Annotated in this window: 11 protein-coding genes; 6 read left to right on the forward strand and 5 right to left on the reverse strand. The window is 69.6% G+C overall.

What is annotated here, in order from left to right:
* The first annotated feature begins 395 nt into the window (after window positions 1-395).
* From AC06FD_RS10015 to AC06FD_RS10030, 4 genes are read left to right on the forward strand one after another with little or no spacing between them, the layout of a single operon-like run.
* Window positions 396-2,894 (forward strand): TonB-dependent receptor, encoded by a 2,499-nt coding sequence (locus tag AC06FD_RS10015; RefSeq protein ID WP_478077780.1) that lies wholly within the window; start codon window positions 396-398, stop codon window positions 2,892-2,894.
* On the forward strand, window positions 2,894-3,988 hold the full coding sequence (locus AC06FD_RS10020; protein ID WP_478077663.1) for a phytase: 1,095 nt from the start codon (window positions 2,894-2,896) through the stop codon (window positions 3,986-3,988). Before AC06FD_RS10015 ends, AC06FD_RS10020 begins: the two co-directional genes overlap by 1 nt.
* Window positions 3,985-5,367 (forward strand): purple acid phosphatase family protein, encoded by a 1,383-nt coding sequence (locus tag AC06FD_RS10025; protein WP_478077664.1) that lies wholly within the window; start codon window positions 3,985-3,987, stop codon window positions 5,365-5,367. Before AC06FD_RS10020 ends, AC06FD_RS10025 begins: the two co-directional genes overlap by 4 nt.
* Window positions 5,368-5,416: 49 nt before the next feature.
* Window positions 5,417-6,052 carry an inorganic diphosphatase gene (locus AC06FD_RS10030; protein WP_394164416.1) on the forward strand — a complete coding sequence of 212 codons (636 nt, stop codon included), beginning with the start codon at window positions 5,417-5,419 and terminating at the stop codon, window positions 6,050-6,052.
* A gap of 25 nt (window positions 6,053-6,077) precedes the next feature.
* On the opposite strand, the gene AC06FD_RS10035 is transcribed toward AC06FD_RS10030, so the two are convergent.
* The 3 genes from AC06FD_RS10035 to AC06FD_RS10045 are packed head-to-tail and all read right to left on the reverse strand — an operon-like array spanning window position 6,078 to window position 7,563.
* Window positions 6,078-6,404 (reverse strand): tetratricopeptide repeat protein, encoded by a 327-nt coding sequence (locus AC06FD_RS10035; protein WP_478077665.1) that lies wholly within the window; start codon window positions 6,402-6,404, stop codon window positions 6,078-6,080.
* Window positions 6,395-6,934, reverse strand: coding sequence for a flavin reductase family protein (locus AC06FD_RS10040; protein WP_394164415.1), 540 nt, complete (start codon window positions 6,932-6,934; stop codon window positions 6,395-6,397). The genes AC06FD_RS10035 and AC06FD_RS10040 overlap by 10 nt, the downstream gene beginning before the upstream one ends.
* Window positions 6,934-7,563 carry a superoxide dismutase gene (locus AC06FD_RS10045; protein WP_478077666.1) on the reverse strand — a complete coding sequence of 210 codons (630 nt, stop codon included), beginning with the start codon at window positions 7,561-7,563 and terminating at the stop codon, window positions 6,934-6,936. The genes AC06FD_RS10040 and AC06FD_RS10045 overlap by 1 nt, the downstream gene beginning before the upstream one ends.
* A 204-nt stretch (window positions 7,564-7,767) precedes the next feature.
* On the opposite strand from AC06FD_RS10045, the gene AC06FD_RS10050 reads away from it, so the two are divergent.
* Window positions 7,768-12,522, forward strand: a complete 4,755-nt coding sequence (locus AC06FD_RS10050; RefSeq protein WP_478077667.1) for a DUF3320 domain-containing protein — start codon at window positions 7,768-7,770, stop codon at window positions 12,520-12,522.
* A gap of 81 nt (window positions 12,523-12,603) precedes the next feature.
* Here AC06FD_RS10050 and AC06FD_RS10055 read toward each other — a convergent pair whose 3' ends face one another.
* Window positions 12,604-13,692, reverse strand: coding sequence for a catalase family protein (locus tag AC06FD_RS10055; RefSeq protein WP_478077668.1), 1,089 nt, complete (start codon window positions 13,690-13,692; stop codon window positions 12,604-12,606).
* 162 nt (window positions 13,693-13,854) lie between these two features.
* Window positions 13,855-14,433 (reverse strand): hypothetical protein, encoded by a 579-nt coding sequence (locus AC06FD_RS10060; RefSeq protein ID WP_478077669.1) that lies wholly within the window; start codon window positions 14,431-14,433, stop codon window positions 13,855-13,857.
* 142 nt (window positions 14,434-14,575) lie between these two features.
* On the opposite strand from AC06FD_RS10060, the gene AC06FD_RS10065 reads away from it, so the two are divergent.
* Entirely contained in the window at window positions 14,576-15,991 is a 1,416-nt protein-coding gene (locus tag AC06FD_RS10065; RefSeq protein ID WP_478077670.1) for a cryptochrome/photolyase family protein, read from the forward strand.
* Window positions 15,992-16,049 lie beyond the last annotated feature (58 nt).

Raw genomic sequence — 16,049 nt, forward strand, 5'->3', positions numbered from 1 at the left:
CTACCACCCGACAGGCGACGCGCCCCCAACAGCAGCCGAGCATGGCTCGGCTCTACCACCCGGCAGGCGACGCGCCGGCGACAGCAGCCGAGCATGGCTCGGCGCTACCACGCGGCAGGCGGCGCGCCGCCGACAGCAGCCGAGCATGGCTCGGCTCTACCAACCCTCAAAACCGCGATTCCCCCGTCGCCTCTACCAACCGACCAACCGACCAACTGACCAACCGACCAACCGCCCGATCCCAAACCCAAATCCCCAATCCCTCGTTACGCCCCCAGTGTCACGCCCATGCAACCTCGCGGACATACCGTGCTGACCCAATCTTTACACCGTTGGGGAAAGCCGTGCAGAAGCAGAATGCGTTGGGTCGGGCGATCAGCCTGTCGTTGCTGGTCATGGCCAGCCCGTCGCTGTTCGCCGCCGAGGCCGGGGCGGTTGCCGCCGGCGCTGCGGCGATCGACCTGGACCGGGTCGAGGTGCGGCCGCAGCTGGAATCGCAGACCCGCGCGGTCGACCTCAAGCGCAGCAGCGACGCCATCGAGGACGCCGTGTCGTCCGATGCCATGGGCGTCTACCCCGACAAGAACGTGGCCGAATCGCTGCAGCGGCTGCCCGGTGTCAGCGTTACCCGCGACCAGGGCGAAGGCCGCTTCGTGGTGATCCGCGGCCTGGACGCCAACCTCAACAGCGTCAGCGTCGACGGCATCGCGATCGGCACGCCGGAGGATGCCAGCCGTGCCGCGCCGCTGGATGTGATTCCCTCCGACTCGACCGAACGCCTGCGCGTGGTCAAGTCGCCCACCCCGGACATGCCCGGTGATGCCATCGGCGGGGCGATCCTGGTCGAGTCGGCCTCGGCCTTCGACCGCGACGGGCGCAGCCTGCGCGGCAAGATCGAAGCCAGCCACCAGCAGCTGTCCGGCAACACCAGCCCGAAGGCGGCCTTCAACTACAGCGAGGTATTCGCCGATACCGTCGGCGTCGCGCTCGGGGTGAACTACCAGAAGCGCACGTTCGAATCGGACAACACCGAAGTGGAGTACGGCGCGTTGGACGGCGGCGCCGACGAGGACCTGTTCGCCACCAGCCTGCAGCGCCGCAAGTACGAGATCGAACGCAAGCGCATCGGTGCCAACCTCAACCTCGACTGGCACCCCAGCGAAGACAGCCGCTACTACCTGCGCACGCTGTACAGCCAGTTCGACGATGCCGAAACCCGCCAGCGCACCCTCTTCAACTTCGGCGATGGCGAGGTCGCCGCGCTGGGCAACGGCCAGTACCGCATCGATGACCTGCCGGCCGACGCGATCCAGAAGCGCATGCGCTACCGCACCAAGAAGGAAAACACCTTCGCCGCCAGCGTCGGTGGCGAGAACCGCCTGACCGGCGCGGTGGTCGATTACAAGGTGGGCTACACGCGCACCGAAGAACGCGTCAACGACGAAATGGAAGCGCGCTTCGAGTACGCCGGCGATGACACCCGCGCCACCGTCGACCAGCGCAGCCGCGTTCCCGGCTTCACCCTCGGCGATGCCGGCTGGATGGACAACGGCAACTACGATTTCGACCGCGTGGTGCTCTCGCCCAAGCGGGTGGACGACAAGGAACACAGCGCGCAGGTCAACGTCCGCTTTGACGGCGACGCGTCCAGCTACAAATTCGGCCTGCTCGGCCGCTGGCGCGACCGCAACGTGGACACCAACGAGCGCGAACTGCGCGTGGGCCCGGAGATCGCGCTGTCGGACTGGACCACCGGCAGCCCCGACCACCGCGGCGGCTCCCTGGGCCAGGGCATGAGCTCGGATGCGATGCGCCGGTACTGGGCGCAGTATGGCGGGCAGTACAGCGCGCGTCCGCAGGACCTGGGCGGTAATGCCCTGGCCTCGCTGGAAGAGGATTACACCGCCAGCGAAGATATTTTCGCCAGCTACGCGATGGGCACCTGGGACATCGGCGCGCTGCGCATCATCGGTGGGGTGCGCGCGGAGGCGACCCGGTTCAGCGCCACCGGCAACAGCGTGGACGTGGCCAGCAACGGCCGCAGCTACAGTGTGACCCCGCTCAGCGTGAGCCGCAGCTACAGCAACGTGCTGCCGGGCCTGCACCTGCGCTACGACGCCGGCGACACCTGGGTGCTGCGCGCGGCCGCGAACAAGACCGTATCGCGCCCGTCGTTCGGTGACATTGCCCCGCGCATCGGCCTGAGCCGGGGCGACGAGGAGGTGCGGATCGGCAACCCGCAACTGGACCCGTACGAATCGACGAACATCGACCTGTCGATCGAGAAGTACATCGGCAGTACCGGAATCCTCTCGCTGGGCCTGTTCCACAAGCGCATCGACGGCTACATCGTCAACACCGTCAGCAACAACGATCCGGCGTACCCGGGGTATGAGGTCACCCGCGTGATCAATGGCGAGAAGGCCAGGGTCAACGGCGCCGAGTTCAACTGGCAGCAGCAGTTGGCGTTCCTGCCGGCTGGCTGGGATGGCGTGCTGGTCGGCGCCAGCGGCACCTGGCTGGATACCGATTTCGACCCCGGCCTGGCCGGCCGCGAGGGGGACGACTTCATGCTGCCGCGTGCATCTAAGCACGTATACAGCGCGCATGTGGGCTATGAGAAGGCCGGTTTCAGCACCCGCCTGGCGGCGGTCTACCGCAGTGAGTACCTGGATACGTTGGGCGACAGCCGCGCGTACGATATCTACGTGGCGCCCAACACCCAGCTCGACTTCAGCCTGGACTACAAGATCACCGCGAACGTGAGCGTCTACCTCGAAGCGCAGAACCTGCTCGACAAGCCACTGGAGCTGTACCAGGGCACCCGTTCGCGCACCCTGCAGATGGAAGAGTACGGCCGCACCTACGCGCTTGGCCTGAAGGTGGCCCTGTGATGCGTACCCGCACTGCGGTCGCCGTCGTGAGCCTGGCCCTGTTGGCGGCCTGCCGCCCCGCCACGCCGGCGCAGGCGGCAGCCGATGCCGAACCGGCGCGCGCGGTTGCCACCGTGGCCGAGGCCTTCCTGACCCCGATGACCCCGGCCGACAACATCGACTCGCCCGCCAGCTGGACCACCGCCGATGGCCGGCAGTGGTTGATCGCCACCGCCAAGGCCACCGACAAGCTGGTGGTCTACGACGGCCAGACCGGCGCGCATCTGCGCGACGTGGGCAGCACCGGTACCGCACCGGGCCAGTTCGTGCGCCCCAACGGCATCGCGGTGGTCGACGACCTGGTGCTGATCGTGGAGCGCGACAACCACCGCGTGCAGGTATTGAAGCTGCCGGACTTCACCCCGCTGGGCGTGTTCGCCGCCGACGACCTGCGCAAACCCTACGGGTTGTGGGTCAACAAGCAGCGCGAGGGCTACGAGGTCTACGTGACCGACTCCTACGACGCCGGCGAGGACGCGCAGGGCAACGACGTGCTGCCGCCGCTGGCCGAACTGGATAAACGCGTGCGCCGCTATACGCTCACCCTGCATGGCGACGCGCTGGATGCCCAATTGGTGGGCAGCATCGGCGACACCAGCGAGGCCGGCGCGCTGCGCGTGGTCGAGTCGATCTGGGGCGACCCGGCCAACGACCGCCTGCTGATCGCCGAGGAAGACGAAACCTACGCCAGCGAGATCAAGGTCTACACGCTGGAAGGCCGCTTCAGCGGCACCACCTTCGGCCGCGGGGCGTTCAAGGCGCAGGCCGAAGGCGTGATGCTGCGCACCTGTGGCAAGGATGGCTGGTGGATCACCACCGAGCAGGGCAAGCAACGCAGCGTGTTCCACCTGTTCGACCGGCACACGCTCAAGCACGTGGGCGCGTTCCAGGGCAACACGGTGGCCAACACCGATGGCATCTGGCTGGACCAGGCCGCGTCGGCGCGTTTCCCGCATGGCGTGCTGTATGCGGTGCACGATGACCAGGGCGTGGTCGCCTTCGACTGGGCCAGCGTGGCCAAGCAGCTGTCGCTGCCGCTGGAGTGCGCCGCATGAGCCGGGCCCCCGTCGTTACGGCCGGCCTGCTGCTGGCCATCCTGCTGGGCACTGGCCCGGCCGCTGCGAAGCAGCCCGCCGCCGCCGCCGAACCCAACACCCAGGTACCGGCAGGCAACCGCCACTACGCGGCCAGCGGCTTCCCCGACCGCATCGTCGCCTCGCCCGCGCAGGACGCCGCGCGCGGCTTCGGCGTGTCCTGGCGTACGGACGCAGCGGTCAGCGCGCCGGTGCTGGAATGGGTGCTGGCCGGCGACTCGCCGGATGTCGGCACGCCGACCCGCGTCGCCGCCACCACGCAGCCGCTGGATACCGAGAACGGTCGCGCGCATTACCACCGTGCCGACGTCAACGGCCTGCAGCCCGATACGCTGTACCTGTGGCGCGTGCAGGGCAAGGACACGTGGAGTGCCTGGAACCAGCTGCGCACCGCCGGCAGCGCCGCGCAGCCGCTTACCCTGCTGTATTTCGGCGACACCCAGAACAAGAACCTCAGCCATGTCTCGCGCGTCCTGCGTGCCGGCCTCAAGGCCGCCCCGCAGGCACGCCTGAGCCTGTTCGCTGGCGATCTGGTCAGCGGCGGTGACGGCCAGGACGACAGCGAATGGGGCGAGTGGTTCGCCGCGGCCGGCTGGCTGCCGCAGGAAACCGTGGTGGCCCCGGCGATCGGCAACCACGAGTATTTCGAGGAGTTCGAAGACACGCCGCAGGAACGCCGGGTGCTCGGCCGCCATTGGCCGGTGACCTTCGCGCTGCCGCGCAACGGCGTGGACGCGGCCGATACCAGCACCTACTGGTTCGACTACCAGGGCGTGCGCATCGCCGTGCTTGACGGCACCTCGGCGCTGGACCTGGGCACCGCCCAGGCGCAGGCCGCGTGGCTGGACAAGGTGTTGGCCGACAACCCGCACCCCTGGAGCATCGTGCTGCTGCACCAGCCGTTCTACTCCCCGCGCGAAGGCCGCGAGAACGCCGAGCTGCGCGACGTGCTGCTGCCGGTGGTGCGCCGGCACCAGGTGGACCTGGTGCTGCAGGGCCACGACCACACCTACGGTCGTCGCGGCGAAGGCCAGGCGGCCACGCCGCAGTTCATCGTCACCGTGGCCGGCCCGAAGCAGTACCGGCTGTCCGCGCAGGCCCGCGCCAGCATGGCGCCGGTCGGCGAGGACACCCAGCTGTTCCAGGTCCTCCAACTGGACCCGCAGCACCTGCGCTACGAAGCGCGTACCGTCACCGGACGCCTGTATGACGGCTTCGAGTTGACGCGCGACGCCAATGGGCGCAAACAGAAGACCGAGCTGACCGACGGCCGTATCGCCCCCCGCGACTGCACCCGTGCGCAGACCCTCAAGGGCCGTGCCGACCGTTGCTGGGAATGACCCCCGGGCCGGGCTGCCCAGGCGCGCCCGGCCGATGCTGGAGATGACGATGCACACCCGACGCGCTGTACCCCTGGCGGCCCTTGCTGCTGCGCTGCTGATGCTGGCCGGCGCCAGCACGGCCACCAATGCCGTGCTCCACCCGTTCCTGGCCGCGCAGCCCAAGGACGCTCCGGACGAGGCCAACCTGGCCGTGGAGATCCCGGCCGGCAGCTTCACCAAGTACGAAATCAAGGAGGACGGCCTGGTCCATGTCGACCGCTTCCAGTCGATGCCGGTGGCGTACCCGGCCAATTACGGCTCGATGCCGCGCACCCTGGCCGGCGACAACGATCCGCTCGATGCCCTCGTGCTGACGCGGGAGCCGCTGCACCCCGGCGTGATCGTGCGCTTCCGCCCGATCGGCTTCCTGAAAATGGTCGATGACGGCGAACAGGACGAGAAGGTCATCGGCGTGCCCACCGACAAACTCGACCCCACCTACGCCACCATCCGCGATCTTGAGGACCTGCCGTTGATCGAGCGCCAGCGCATCGAAGCCTTCTTCCGCGTCTACAAGGACCTGCCGGCAGGGCGCAACCCGGTGCAGTTGAACGGCTGGGGCAATGCCGCCGAGGCCAAGGCGTTGATCCGTGCCTCGATGCAGCGCTTCGACCTGGAGCAACAGCGGCGCAAGGGCGACTGAGCTGCGTGGGTCGCCGCCGCCGGGCTCAGGGCACCGGCGGCATCGCCTTGATCGCGCGGCGCAGGAATACGCGCATTTCCTTTTCGGCCTGCGTGTCGCCGTTGGTGTGTGCCACCTCGATCCCCTGCCGCCACGCCTGCGCCGCAGTGGCAGGATCGCCCGCTGCCAACCGCGCCTTGCCCAGCAGTTTCCAACCGGCCGAATAGGCGGGGTCCAGTTCGACGCAGCGCTGCAGGTGTCGGCTCGCCTGGCCCGGCTCGCCGGCATCGAGCAGGGCCTTGCCCAGGCTGAGGCGAAGCAGGGCAGTGTCGCGGCCGCCGTCCAGCAGGCGCTGCAGGGCGGTCACGTCCATGCGCGCTGCCCATCGATGCGGGTGTAGCGACTGCGGTGGTAGGCCAGTGCCTCGCCGGGCTGCACCGCGAAGCGCTCTACCTGGCAGATCAGCATCACGTGGTCGCCCACGGCGAGGCTGCGTTCCACCCTGCAGCAGAGCCATCCCACCGCATCGCGCAGGCGCGGCGTGCCGTTGTCCAGGTCGAGCAGGGCGGCGCTGGCCGGTGCACGGCGCAGCAGCGGATCGGCGAATCGACGCGCCTGCGGTTCCTGTGCCGAGGACAGCAGGCTGATGCCCAGGCGCCCGGCATCGCAGAACGCAGCCAGGTCGGCCGAGCGCGCGCCGATGCTCCAGGCGACCAGCGGCGGGTCCAGCGACAGCGTGCTGAACGAGTTGATCGTCATCGCCACCACCTGCCCCTGCGCATCGCGGGCGGCGGCGATGGCCACGCCGGTCGGATACTGGCCGAATACGTGGCGCAACGCGGTCGCCTCCAGGCCCGGCGCGCTGGCCAACGGTGCCGACTCGCGCCCCGGGCCCGCCGCCATCAGCGTCCGCCCGCGGCCTGGAAGCGGCGCGCCACTTCGGTCCAGTCGATCAGCGCGAAGAACGCGGTGATGTAGTCGGGGCGGCGGTTCTGGTAATGCAGGTAGTAGGCGTGTTCCCACACGTCCAGGCCCAGCACCGGGGTGCCGCCGGACAGGCCGGCGTAGGCGCCCATCAGCGGGCTGTCCTGGTTGGCGCTGCTCTCCACGCCGAGGGTGCCGTCGCTGGCCACGCTCAACCAGGCCCAGCCACTGCCGAAACGGCTCTGCGCGGCCTTGGTGAAGGCCGTCTTGAACGCGTCGTAGCCGCCGAGGTCGCGCTCGATCGCGGCCGCCAGCGCGCCCTCCGGCTGGCCACCCTGGGCACTGAGCACGGTCCAGAACAGGCTGTGGTTGGCATGCCCGCCGCCATTGTTGCGCACGGCCGTGCGCACGCCTTCCGGGAGTGCGGCGATATCGGCGATCAGCGTCTCGATCGGCAGCGCCTCGATGCCCGCGTCGGCCAGCGCGGCATTGAGGTTGTTGACGTAGGTTTGGTGGTGCCGCGCGTGGTGGATTTCCATGGTCAGCGCATCGAAGTGCGGCTCCAGCGCGTCGTAGGCGTAGGGCAGGGCGGGGAGGGTGTAGGGCATCGAAGACAACTCCATCGGGGGGAGCCGTCATCATCGGACCTGAAGCGTGGTTGAGGTCAACAGGGGAAATGCGAAGCGCAGCGGAACGTGCAGCCGTCGGCATCGACGCGGCGCCAAGGCAGCAGCGCCGGCAGGGCGCCGTTGCCTGCGTCCACCGGTGCGGTGCATGGCATCATGGCCGGGATGAGCAACGGAGCAATCGCGATGAGTACCAGGGACACGCTGCAGGCGCAGCGCCGGGTTCTGCTCGACCTGACCTACCGCAATCGACTGCTGAACCTGCCGCGCAAGCCGTCCAGCCGCAGCATCGTCATCCACGACGAGCGATGCGTGCCGACCCTGCAGACCCTGCTCGAGAAGAAGGGCATGACCTTCGCTGCGGTGCGCGCGGAGGATGCCGAAGAGCCGCTGCCCGATGGTGCGGTGGAACCGGCCCCGGATGCGCCGCCCCTGCCGCAGCCGGGTGAGGGCGAGCCCGGCGTGCTGGCCGAGCATCACCTCGACGCACGCCTGCAGACCCGGCTGAGCTCGGAGCACCTGCAGAAGCGCCTGCTGGAGATGTACTACGAGTACCGCACCATGCTCGAAGAGCAGGGCGTGAACGTGTTGTACCTGGCCATGGGGCAGTTGCAGTTCCGCGAACCCACTGCCGCCGCGGATGATGAGCGCCGTGCCCCGCTGGTGCTGCTGCCGGTGGTGCTGGAGCGCCGCAGCGCCCGCGAGCGCTTCGTGCTGCGCTGGGCCGATGAGGAGCCGCAGGAAAACCTGTCGCTGCGCGAGAAGCTGCGCGCCGATTTCGGCATCGTACTGCCGCCGTTCCCGGACACCGACGAATTCGACATCGCCGCCTACCTGGCCGCCGTGCGGGAGTGCATCGCCGCCCAACCCGGCTGGAGCGTGCTCGACAACGCGCTGCAGCTTGGCTTCTTCTCATTCTCCAAGCTGCTGATGTTCCTCGACCTGGACCCGGACAAATGGCCGGAAGGAAAGGAGATCGACCGCAACCGGCTGGTCGCGGGCCTGCTCGGCGACGGCTTCGCAGAGGATGACATCGGCCTGCCCAGCACTGGCGCGGGCTTCCTCGACGCGCTCATCCCCGCCGCCGAACTCAAGCACGTCATGGACTGCGACAGTTCGCAGGCCCTGGCCATCGAGACCGTTCGACGCGGGCAGGATCTGGTCATCCAGGGCCCCCCGGGCACCGGCAAGTCGCAGACCATCGCCAACCTGATCGCCACGGCGGTGGGCGATGGGCGCACGGTGCTGTTCGTCTCGGAGAAGATGGCCGCGCTGGACGTGGTGAAACGGCGCCTGGAGAACGTGGGCCTGGGGCCGCTGTGCCTGGAGTTGCACAGCAACAAGGCCAACAAGCGCGCGGTGCTCGAGGAACTGGGCCGGACGCTGCAACTGGGCCAGCCGGAGGCGGCCGACGTGGCCGCGGGCGTACGCCAACTGGAGGAGGTGCGCGGCCAGCTCAACGCCCATGCGCAGCGCATGCACCTGCCGGTGGGCAGCGCCGGGCTGACCCCCTTCCGCATCCTCGGCATGTTGGCGCGCTGGTTGCCGCACACGGGGCGTCCGCCGTACCGGCTGGAGGCCGCCGGTGAGTGGTCTGCGCTCGAACTGGACCGCCGCGCCGCGCTGCTCGGCGAGCTGTGCGGCCACCTGCCAGGGATCGGCAACCCGGACACGCACCCGTGGCGTGGCATCGGCCACCCGCCGGTGATGCGCACCGAGGCCGAAGACCTGGTCGCCCGGAGCGCGCCACTGGCCGCTGCCGTGGCGCAGGCCAGCGCCGCCGCCGCTGCGCTCGCGGCCGGGCTCGGCGTGGCCCCGGCCGGCAACCTGACCGTGCTGGCACAGCAGTGCCAGGTGGCCGATACCCTGGCCAGCGCGCCGCCGTTTGATCGCGGCACGATTTCCTCCGGGGTCTGGACGGCGGGCCTGGCGTCGCTGCGCGAGGGCCTGCAGCAGGGGCGGGCGCTGGCGACCATCGTTGCGCAACGCGCGCCGGCGCTGGCCGATGTGGCCTGGATGAGCGACTGGCTGCCACAGCGCCTGCTGGTGGCTGCGCATGGCGGGCGCCTGCTGCGGTTCCTCAACGGGCCGTATCGGCAGGCGATCAGCCAGTTGCGCAGTGTCAGCAAGGAGCCGTTGCCCAAGCCCCTGGCGGCGCGGCTGGCGCTGCTGGACGACCTGATCGCCGCGCGCAAGGCCCGCCAGGCGCTGGCGGCGATCGACGCCACCGCGCGCGCTGCATTCGGGGCGGTGTGGCAGGGCGAGCGAACCGACTGGGACGCCGCAGACGCGATCCTGGCCTGGGTGCAGCACGCCGAGCCGGTCGGCGGGATGGATGTGCGCGCGTTGGCGGCAGGGCTCGACAACGCCCCCGCGCTTGCGGCGTCCGCCGGGCAGGCGAGGGCGGCGGGCACGCAGCTGCGCAGCGCGTTCGAGACGGTGGTACAGGCGCTGCAGATCGAGGTGGGCGAGGCATTCGGCAGCCCCGCGCTGGAGCAGGTGCCCCTGGCGCTGCTGCAGCAGAAGACCACGGCCTGGGCACACGACGTGGAGGGATTGATGGCGTGGCTGGCTTACGCCGACATTGCCCGCCGTTGCACCGCTGCCGGACTCCAGGGGCCGATGGCGCTCGCCGCCGACACCGGCCAGGGCGTGGAGGCCGCCGTGGCGATGTTCCGCTGCGCCTTCCACCTGCAGATGTTGACGCTGGCCACCCAGGCCTACCCCGAGCTGGCCGCGTTCGATGGCCGGCGACATGAAACGCTGGTCGCCGAGTTCCGCCACTGGGATCGCCAGCGCCTGGCCCTCGCCCAGATCGAAGCCGCCCAGGCCCACCATGCCGGGCTTCCGCGGGGCAACGCCGGCGGCGTCGGTGCCCTGGGCACGCTGCGTGGCGAGATCGCCCGCAAGCGCAACCACATGGCGCTGCGGCGGCTGTTCCGGCTGTGCGCGTCTCCGATCCAGGCCATCAAACCGGTGTTCATGATGAGTCCGTTGTCGGTGGCCCAGTTCCTGGAACCCGGCGCCATCGAATTCGACCTGCTGGTCATCGACGAAGCCAGCCAGGTGGAGCCGGTGGATGCGCTGGGAGCCATCGCGCGTTGCCGCCAGATCGTGGTGGTGGGCGACGACAAGCAGTTGCCGCCGACGGCTTTCTTCGCCCGCCTGTCCGGCGGGGAAGACGTCGACCCGGACGAGGCGGGTGCGCAGGCCAACGATCTGGAAAGCGTGCTTTCGCTGTGTGCGGCCAAGGGGCTGCCGCAACGCATGCTGCAGTGGCACTACCGCAGCCGCCACGAATCGCTGATCGCGGTATCCAACAAGGAATTCTACGAAGGCAAGCTGTTCATCGTGCCCAGCCCGGATCGGCAGCGCACCCACTCCGGCCTGCGCTTCCACCACCTGGCACACGGCCGGTTCGATCGTGGCAACAGCTACAAGAACGTGGTCGAGGCGGTCGCCATCGCCGAGGCCGTGGTCGAGCATGCGCGGCACAGCCCGCACCTGACGCTCGGCGTAGGGGCGATGTCGGTGCGCCAGCGCCAGGCGATCAGCGACGAACTGGAGCTGGCTCGCCGCCAGCATCCGGAACTGGAGCAGTACATCGCACGGCATCCGCACGAGCCGTTCTTCGTCAAGAACCTGGAGAACATCCAGGGCGACGAACGCGATGTGATCCTGATTTCCATCGGCTACGGTCGTGCCAAGGGCGATGACAAGCTGTACCAGAACTTCGGCCCGCTCAATGCCGACGGCGGGCATCGCCGCCTCAACGTGTTGATCACGCGGGCACGCCAGCGCTGCGAAGTGTTCTCCAGCATCACCGCCGACGACATCCGCGTGGACGAACGCTCGCGGCTGGGCGTGATCGCATTGAAGACCTTCCTCAAGTACGCCGAGCACGGCGACCTGGGGGTGCCTCGGCTGGCTGGCCGTGCCGCCGAATCTCCGTTCGAGGAGGCCGTGCAGGATGCGTTGGCCCAGCGCGGTCTGCAGGTGGACAACCAGGTGGGCGTGGCGGGCTTCTTCATCGATCTGGCCGTGGTCGATCCAAGCGCGCCCGGCCGTTACCTGCTCGGTATCGAGTGCGATGGCGCCACCTACCACGCCGCGCCGTCGGCGCGTGACCGCGACCGGTTGCGCCAGGAGATTCTGGAGGCGCACGGCTGGGCCATCCATCGCATATGGAGCACCGACTGGTTCCAGCGGCCTGACGCGGAACTGCAGCGGTTGCTGGATGCGGTGGACGCGGCACGTGCGCGACTGGCGGCCGGCGCCGCAGCGGCTGCACAGGCCGTGCCGGCGGCATCGCCCACCGTGCTGGCGCGGCTGGCGGCGGAAGACGCCCAGGATCCGCCCGCGATCGGCGATGGCCCTGCCTACGTGCAAGCTGACTTCACACCGGGCGACGCCGGTCTGGCGCCGCACGAGGTGCCGTTGGGCAGCATGGCCACGACGGTAGGCAAGATCGTGGCGGTCGAAGGCCCCATCCATGAGGAGGAAATCATCGCCCGGGTGCGCGACTTGTGGCAGCTGCAGCGGGCAGGCGCACGGATCCAGTCGGCGGTGCAGGCCGCCCTGCGCCACGCGGGGCGGGAGGGTGCGCTGGCGTGCGAGGAGAGCTGTTACATGGTGCCCGGCCAGCCCATCGTGGTTCGCAACCGGTCGTCGGCCGCATCGCGCACGCTGCGCAAGGTGGAACTGCTGCCGCCGCAGGAGCTGCGGCAGGCGTTGCTGGCGCTGATCGGCGAGGCGCATGGGGCGCGCGCCGACGAGGTGGCCACCCCGGTGGCCCGCATGTTGGGCTTCCAGGGCAGCAGCCAGATGCTGCGCGAGCGGATCCATGCGCAGCTGCAGGTGTTGCTGGGACAAGGGCAGCTGCAGGACCGCGACGGTGTGCTGCAGCGGGTGGAGACGATGACGACGCCCACGCTGGCCTAGCCGGACCCGCAATCCGTTGGAATCGGCGCGCCGGTACACGGCGCCGCCGGACCAGGCGCGTGGCTGGCGCGCAGGCCTCGCTCAGCCCTGCGCCGTACCGGGCTCGTGCAGTGGGCAGCGATTGAACTGCGACCGGAACTGGCGCGATGCCGCCATCACCACGCGGCGCGCGCGGTTCAGGCTGCCCAGCGGGCGATGCGCGGCGAGCGCATGCCAGGGCGCAAACGCGAGGGCGTCTTCGCGTGCCGCCGCTGCTGCGTTCCAGGACGGCTGCGCGCCGACCTGCAGGCGGCCCACCGCGACGAACGGGCTGATCGCCTCAGGCCAGGCCACCGACGCATCTTCGATCGGCATCTTCTCCAGGTCGCGGCACAACTGCACGCGCAGCTCCCATTCCACCGGCGCCGGCAGGTCCGCGAAGAACGCGGCGACGGCCTCGCGCTGGGCGTCCGCGCCGGACGGCAGCGGCGCGCCGGTCAGCGCCAGCAGCGCCGGCGATACCGGTACCCAGGAGAACTTGGCCATGTACGGCCCGTACAGGAACGGCACCTGGGTGAAGTAGGTCTCGCCCAGCGGGTGATGCCGGGGTTCGCCACCCAATGCCTTCAAGGTGGCGCTTTGCCCGCCCACCGCTTCCAGCGCCGCTTCGGCGCCGCGCAAGGTGGCCGACAGCGCCTGCTTGGTCCGCGGCATGCGCTCGGTGGTCGCGGCCAGCAGTTTTGCCGAGCGCAGGAACCCGTGCGCGCCCGGCGTGCTGAACGCGGGCCCGTTGACCATCAGGAAGTCCTGGCTGTGCAGCTCGTCGCCGCCATCGACGCGCGGCCCGTCCGCGCCCAGGATTTTCACCGCCATGGCGCGCGGCGTGGACACGTTGTCGGGCAGTTGCTCGGCGGGCGGTGAGGACAGGCGCACCAGCGCCTCGTAGCTGCCGGCGGTGGCGAACAGCCCGTGTGCGAGCTCGGCCGGGAGCCCATCGAGCACCCGGAAGCGGCCGTTCAGCAGCGCGTGGCCCTTGGCGTGCACCGCGCGATGCGCATGGCCTTCATGCTCGGCCACGGTGCGGGCCATGCCGGTGAACACCGTCGCCAGCTCGGCGATGGTCTCCTCCTCGTCGGCCTCGCGATGTTCAATCTCGGGCGAATAGACAACAGCGGGTGCGAACACGGCCATGGCAACGGCATCCTTGGGGCAGGGCAGGGGCCGGCGGATGGAACCATGCTTACGCCTTGGCAACAGCCGGCTGGGGCGGGGCAGGGCACCACCTTGGCGGGTGCGGCGTGCAGGGTGGGTGCAGGGCGCATGGCGTCCACGCGAAGACGCGGCGCGGCGCATTCACCACTCCAGCGTCTCGAAGAAGCGGTCGGCCGCGGCCTCATCGCCCAGTACCGTGGCCAGCGCGCCCAGCGCCGCGTCCCGGTGTGCCGGGCGCAGCTCGCCATCGTCGTCCTCCAGGTCGTCCCCGGCATCCAGGTACACCGTGCCGATGGCGGCGAGGGCGGCGAGGAACGTCGCCAGGTCCTGCGTCAGCACCGAAGCCTCCCAGCGGCCCGCGCCATGGAAGGCAAACAGGACCTGGCCGGTGTTGCGCTCGAAGATGAAGGGGTCGGCATTCTGCTCGGCGATCACCAGCCAGGCGTCGGGCCAATCGGCCAGGCGCTCACCGCGGGTGCCTTGCCACCGATAGCCGGCCTGCAGGGACCACAGCCGATGCAGGGGCGGGAAACAGACGTTGACGCCCGGGATGTCGATGCCGACCGGTCCCACGTTGGCATGCACGGTCTCGCCCCACGGGCCGATCTGCGCGTAGAACGCCGCCAGCGTGGTGGGCAGTGGTATCTCGCCACGCCACAGGTCTGCCGACTGCGCATGCAGCGGGCCGAAGCGGGCAAAGGAGGCGTGCAGTGTGTGCATGGCCGATGTCGTTGCAGGGAAGGAGGCGAAGACTAGCCATCGCGCCGGCAAGGCACAACCGTAGGGGCGCCGCCGCGCCCGGCACCGTCTTTCACGCGTGCTGGCTATCATGCGCCCTGTTTCCTTTCATTGGACGGTCGTCGTGTCGCTAGCGCTGGTGTGGTTCCGCCGTGATCTTCGTCTGCAGGACAACCCGGCGTTGCAGGCTGCGCTGGACGCCGGCCACGTGCCGGTGCCGGTCTACATCCATGCGCCGCATGAGGAAGGCGATTGGGCGCCCGGTGGCGCGTCCAATGCCTGGCTGAACCGGTCGCTGGCCGCGCTCGATGCAGACTTGCGTGCGCGTGGTTCGTCGCTGGTGCTGTGTCGCGGCGACAGCCAGGCCGAGCTTGAGCGGTTGATCGCAGCGTCCGGTGCGGTAGCGGTGTATTGGAACCGCAAGTACGAACCGGCTACCCAGCCGCGCGATGCGCAGATCAAGCGCGACCTGCGCGAGCAGGGCATCGAGGCGCAGAGCCACAACGGCAGCCTGATGCTGGAGCCATGGGAGATCACCACCCTGCAGGGCGGCCCGTACAAGGTGTTCACCCCGTACTGGCGCAACGCACTGACCCGCCTGCAGCTGCCCGCGCCGGTCCGCGCGCCGGCGTCGCTGCCGGCCCATCCATTGCAGGGCGAGGCGCTCGATACGCTCGGCCTGGCGGCAACGTTGCCGTGGGATGCCGAATTCTGGACGCACTGGCAGCCGGGCGAGGCCGGCGCGCAGGAGGCGTTGACGGTATTCATCGACGGCGCGCTCAACGGCTATCGGCAGCAGCGCGACCTGCCCGACCGGGTGGGCACCTCGCTGCTGTCCCCGCACCTGCATTTCGGTGAGATCGCACCGTGGCAGATCGTGCAGCGGCTGCAGGGCGAGCGCAGTGCCAGCCGCGATGCCGACATCGACGGCTACATCCGCGAACTGGGCTGGCGGGAGTTCTCCTACCACCTGCTGCATCATTTCCCGCAGACCACCGACCACAACCTCAACCCACGGTTCGACGGGTTCACCTGGGCCGCGCCCAACCCGGCGCAGCTGCAGGCATGGCAGCAGGGCCGCACTGGCATCCCGATCATCGATGCGGGCATGCGCGAGCTGTGGGCCACCGGCTACATGCACAACCGGGTACGCATGCTGGTGGCCAGCTTCCTGTGCAAGCACCTGCGCCAGCATTGGCGCGAAGGCGCGCGCTGGTTCTGGGACACGCTGGTGGATGCCGACCTGGCCAACAACACGATGGGCTGGCAGTGGGTGGCCGGCACCGGCGCCGATGCCGCGCCGTACTTCCGTATCTTCAATCCGGTGACCCAATCGGAGAAGTTCGATCCGCAGGCGCGTTACATCACCCGCTGGGTACCCGAGCTGGCGGCCCTGCCGCTGAAGGCGCGCTTTGCGCCGTGGCAGCACCCGCACCTGTTGGCCGAGCACGCGCCGGGGTATCCCACGCTGCCACTGGTGGACCTGGCGGCGGGGCGTGACGCGGCGCTGGCGGCGTACCGTCGAACCGGCGGAGCGTGACGCCGCGCCTGTACGCACCGCTCAGCAACCTGAACGCGGGGAAGATGGCCGCGCGGGT

The organism is Stenotrophomonas sp. Steno-Z1, from assembly GCF_056393175.1.